We start from the raw sequence: 4,545 nt of genomic DNA on the forward strand, positions 1-4,545 counted from the left end.
CCACGCCTGGACCCACGGCCTCCCCATCAACTGGACCCCGACCTCAGACGCGCCACACCCGTACCGGCTCGACCTCCCCACCTACCCCTTCCAGCGGCAGCGCTACTGGCTCACCGAGCTGGCCGCCTCCAACGACCCGACCGCGCACGGCCTGCACGCCACTCATCACCCCCTGCTGACGGCCGCGGTCCACAACGCGGAGTCGGGTCGGCTGATCCTGACCGGGCGTCTCACCGCGCACGCCCACCCGTGGCTGGCGCATCACTCCGCACACGGCACCCCGCTCCTCCCCGGCACGGCTTTCGTTGAACTCGCCCTCCACGCGGCGCAGTACACGTCCGCCCCGCACATCCAGGAGCTGACACTCGAGGCTCCCCTCGCCCTCGACGCACAGCTCCCGACGCATCTGCAGATCACGGTCGCGCCGGACGGTCCGTCGGGGCAGATCACCGTGCAGATCCACTCGCGTCCGGAGGACCCGCACGATCCGACCACCGCGTGGCGGCACCATGCGACGGCCACGCTCACCGCCGACGCCACCGATGCCGCCGTACCGCCGGTGAGTTGGCCGCCCACGGAGGCGCGGCTGCTGGACACCGAGGGGTTCTACGAGGAGGCCGAGCGCGCGGGTTACGGATACGGTCCGGCCTTCCAGGGCCTGCGGAGGGCGTGGCGGCAGGGGTCCGAGCTGTACGCCGACGTCGTGCTGCCGCGCGACCAGCACGAGGAGGCCACGGGCTACGGTCTGCACCCCGCGCTCTTCGACGCCGCGCTGCATGCTCTGCTGCTCGGCGGGGAGGGCGGCGACCAGGCGGTCCGACTGCCGTTCGTCTGGTCCGGGGTCACGCTGCACGCCGCCTCCGCCACGACGCTGAGGGTACGGATCTCGTCGCTGGGCGAGAGCGACTTCGCGCTCGTCGCGACGGACGGGGCCGGCAGTCCGGTCGTCACCGTCGACCGGCTCACCGTGCTTCCGGTCACCGAGGAGCAGGTACGCGAGAGTGCCCGTTCCGCCGGGGACGACGGGCTCTACCGGCTCGACTGGGTCGCGCTGCCCTCGTCGAACTCCTCGCTGGACTCGGCCCGTTGGGTCGGCATCGGTGCGGATGCCGGGGTGGCCGTGGCGGCCTCGTACTCCACCATGGACTCTCTCGTCGAGTCCCTGGACTCCGGAGCCGAGACTCCTGACCTGGCCCTCCTGGTCTGCGGCGAGAGCGGTGGCGGTGCTCTGCCGGACGTGGTGCGTGAGGGGACGTCCGCGCTGCTGGGTGCCGTGCAGTCCTGGCTCGCCGACGGGCGGCTCGACGCGTCGCGCCTGGTCGTCGTCACCCGGGGTGCGGTGGCCGCGCTGCCCGATGAGGGCGTCGACAACCTGGGCCAGACCGCGCTGTGGGGTCTGATGCGCTCCGCGCAGTCCGAGCACCCGGGGCGTTTCCTGCTGCTCGACACCGACACGCCCGAAATCGCCGAGGAGGCCGTACGACGACTCGCGGCGTCCGGGGTGGAGCAGGCGGCGCTGCGCGGCGGCACCCTGCTGACCCCCCGGCTGGTGCGGGCGCCCGTGCCGCCGCGACCGGAACCGGACACTCGCCCCGCGGTGTCGTCCGAGGGGACCGTGCTCATCACAGGTGGTACCGGGACGCTGGGCGGGCTGGTGGCCCGGCATCTCGTCGTCGAGCACGGCGTACGGCAGCTGCTGCTCCTGAGCCGCCAGGGTGCGGACAGTCCGGGTGCCGGGGAGCTGGCGGCCGAACTCGGTTCGCTGGGCGCCCGGGTGACGTTCGCGGCGTGTGACGTATCGGACCGTGAGGCGTTGGCCGAGATACTCGCGGGCATTCCGGCGGAGCATCCGCTGACCGCGGTGGTGCACGCGGCCGGGGCGCTGAGCGACGCCACCGTGGCGGCCCTGTCCCCGGAGCACCTGGACCGGGTGCTGCGGCCCAAGGCCGACGCGGCCGTGCATCTCGACGAGCTGACCCGGGACCTGGACCTGTCGGCGTTCGTGCTGTTCTCGTCGGCGGCCGGAGTGCTCGGCAACGCCGGACAGGGCAACTACGCGGCCGCCAACGCCGTCCTCGACGCGCTCGCCGTGCGCCGCGGGGCGCGCGGGCTGCCCGCCGTGTCGATCGCCTGGGGCCTGTGGGCTCCGTCCAGCGCCATGCGGGCGCACCTCGGTGAGCAGGACGAGGCCCGGATCGCGGGGGCCGGTGTGCTGCCCATGCCCGCGGAACAGGGCCTCGCGCTGCTGGATGCCGCCCTGCGTGCCGACCGGCCCACTCTGGTGGCCGCGCGTCTGGATCCGGCGGCGCTGCGCCGCCGGGCGCAGGACGGCACGCTGCCCGGCGTACTGCGCGGGATCGTTCGCGTGCCAGTACGGCGTGCTGCTGCGGCCGGCGCGGACGACGGGGGCTCCGCGGTGCTCCAACGCCTGGCGGGACTTCCGGAAGCCGAGCAGGAACGGGAGTTGTTCTCGCTGGTCCGGGGCGAGGCGGCGGCCGTGCTCGGGCACGCCGACCCCTCCTCGCTCGACGCGTCGCAGCCGTTCAAGACGCTTGGTTTCGACTCGCTCACCGCGGTCCAGCTGCGCAACCGCCTCGGGGCGGTGACCGGCCTCAGGCTGCCTGCCGGCCTGGTCTTCGACCACCCCTCGCTCACCGCGGTCGCCCGTCATCTGCGGACCCGGCTCACCGGAGCCGCACGGGCGACCACGGCACCCGTGCCGGTCTCCGCGACCGCCGCCGACGAGCCGGTCGCGATCGTCGGCATGGCCTGCCGTTTCCCCGGGGGTGTCCGCTCGCCGGAAGACCTCTGGCGCCTGGTCACGGAGGGCGGGGACGCGGTCTCCGGGTTCCCTGCCGACCGCGGCTGGGACCTGGACGGCCTCTACGACCCGGACCCGGACCGCCCGGGCACGTCGTACGCCCGCGAGGGCGGATTCCTCTACGACGCCGCCGACTTCGACGCCGGATTCTTCGGCATCTCCCCGCGCGAGGCCCTCTCGATGGACCCGCAGCAGCGGCTGCTCCTGGAGACGTCCTGGGAGGTCTTCGAGCGGGCGGGCATCGACCCGACGACGCTCAAGGGCAGCCGGACGGGCGTCTTCGCCGGAGCGATGTACCAGGAGTACGCCTCGAACGTCGCGCCCGAGAGTGTCGAGGGACACTTCCTCAGCGGCACCTCGTCCAGCGTCGTCTCGGGCCGCGTCTCCTACACCTTCGGCCTGGAGGGGCCGGCCGTCACCATCGACACCGCCTGCTCCTCCTCCCTGGTCGCCCTGCACCTGGCCGCCCAGGCGCTGCGCAACGGCGAGTGCGAGCTGGCGCTGGCCGGCGGTGTGGCGGTGATGACCACGCCGGTGCTGTTCACCGAGTTCAGCCGGCAGCGCGGGCTCGCCCCGGACAGCCGCTGCAAGCCCTTCGCGGCGGCGGCGGACGGTACGGCCTGGTCCGAGGGCGTGGGTGTGCTGCTGGTGGAGCGCCTGTCCGACGCCCGCCGCAACGGTCACCGTGTCCTGGCCGTCGTACGCGGCTCCGCCGTCAACCAGGACGGCGCCAGCAACGGCCTCACCGCACCCAACGGGCCCTCCCAGCAGCGAGTGATCCGACAGGCCCTCGCCAACGCCCGCCTCGCGCCCGGTGACATCGACGCGGTCGAGGCACACGGCACCGGTACGACACTGGGCGACCCGATCGAGGCCGACGCCCTGCTCGCTACGTACGGACAGGACCGCCCCGAGGACCGGCCGCTGTGGCTGGGCTCGGTGAAGTCCAACATCGGCCACACCCAGGCCGCCGCCGGCATGGCCGGACTCATCAAGACGGTCATGGCGATGCGCCACGGACTGCTGCCCCGCACCCTGCACATCGACGCGCCCACACCGCACGTCGACTGGACGTCGGGCCGGGTGTCCCTGCTGACCGAACCGATCGCCTGGCCCGCATCGGACGGACCGCGCCGAGCGGGCGTCTCCTCCTTCGGCGCCAGCGGCACCAACGCCCACGTGATCCTGGAGCAGGCGCCGCTCACCGCCGAGCCCACGGAGGACGCCCCTGCCGACGTCACGGCCAGCGTGGTCCCCTGGGCCGTGTCGGGCCGTACGACGGACGCCCTGCGCGCCCAGGCCGCCCGGCTGTGTGCCTTCGCGGAGTCCGACGAGGCCGCGGAGCTGAGCCCGCAGGCTGTTGCGGCTTCCCTGGCCGCCGACCGTGCCACGTTCAGCCACCGCGCCGTCGTTCTGGCCTCCGACCGCGCGGGCTTCACGGATGCCCTCACCGCCCTCGCCGACGGGACACCCCACCCCGGCGTCGTCCAGGCCACGGCGCTGGACGTGGCTCGTACGGTGTTCGTGTTTCCGGGGCAGGGCTCGCAGTGGACCGGCATGGGACGCGAACTCCTCGACACCTCACCCGAGTTCGCAGCCCGCATCGCGGAATGCGAGACCGCCCTCGCACCCTACGTCGACTGGTCACTCACCGACGTACTACGCGGCAGCCCCGGCGCGCCCGGCTACGACCGCGTCGACGTCGTCCAACCCGCCCTCTTCGC

1 protein-coding gene is annotated in these 4,545 nt (G+C 73.5%); it reads left to right on the forward strand.

Translation table 11 applies throughout. The annotated features are described in order from the left end of the window. A partial coding sequence (locus ACH47Z_RS46900) for an SDR family NAD(P)-dependent oxidoreductase (RefSeq protein ID WP_399086693.1) occupies positions 1-4,545 on the forward strand: 4,545 nt, incomplete at both ends.

It is taken from the genome of Streptomyces sp. NPDC020192, from assembly GCF_044388685.1.
Lineage (GTDB): Bacteria > Actinomycetota > Actinomycetes > Streptomycetales > Streptomycetaceae > Streptomyces.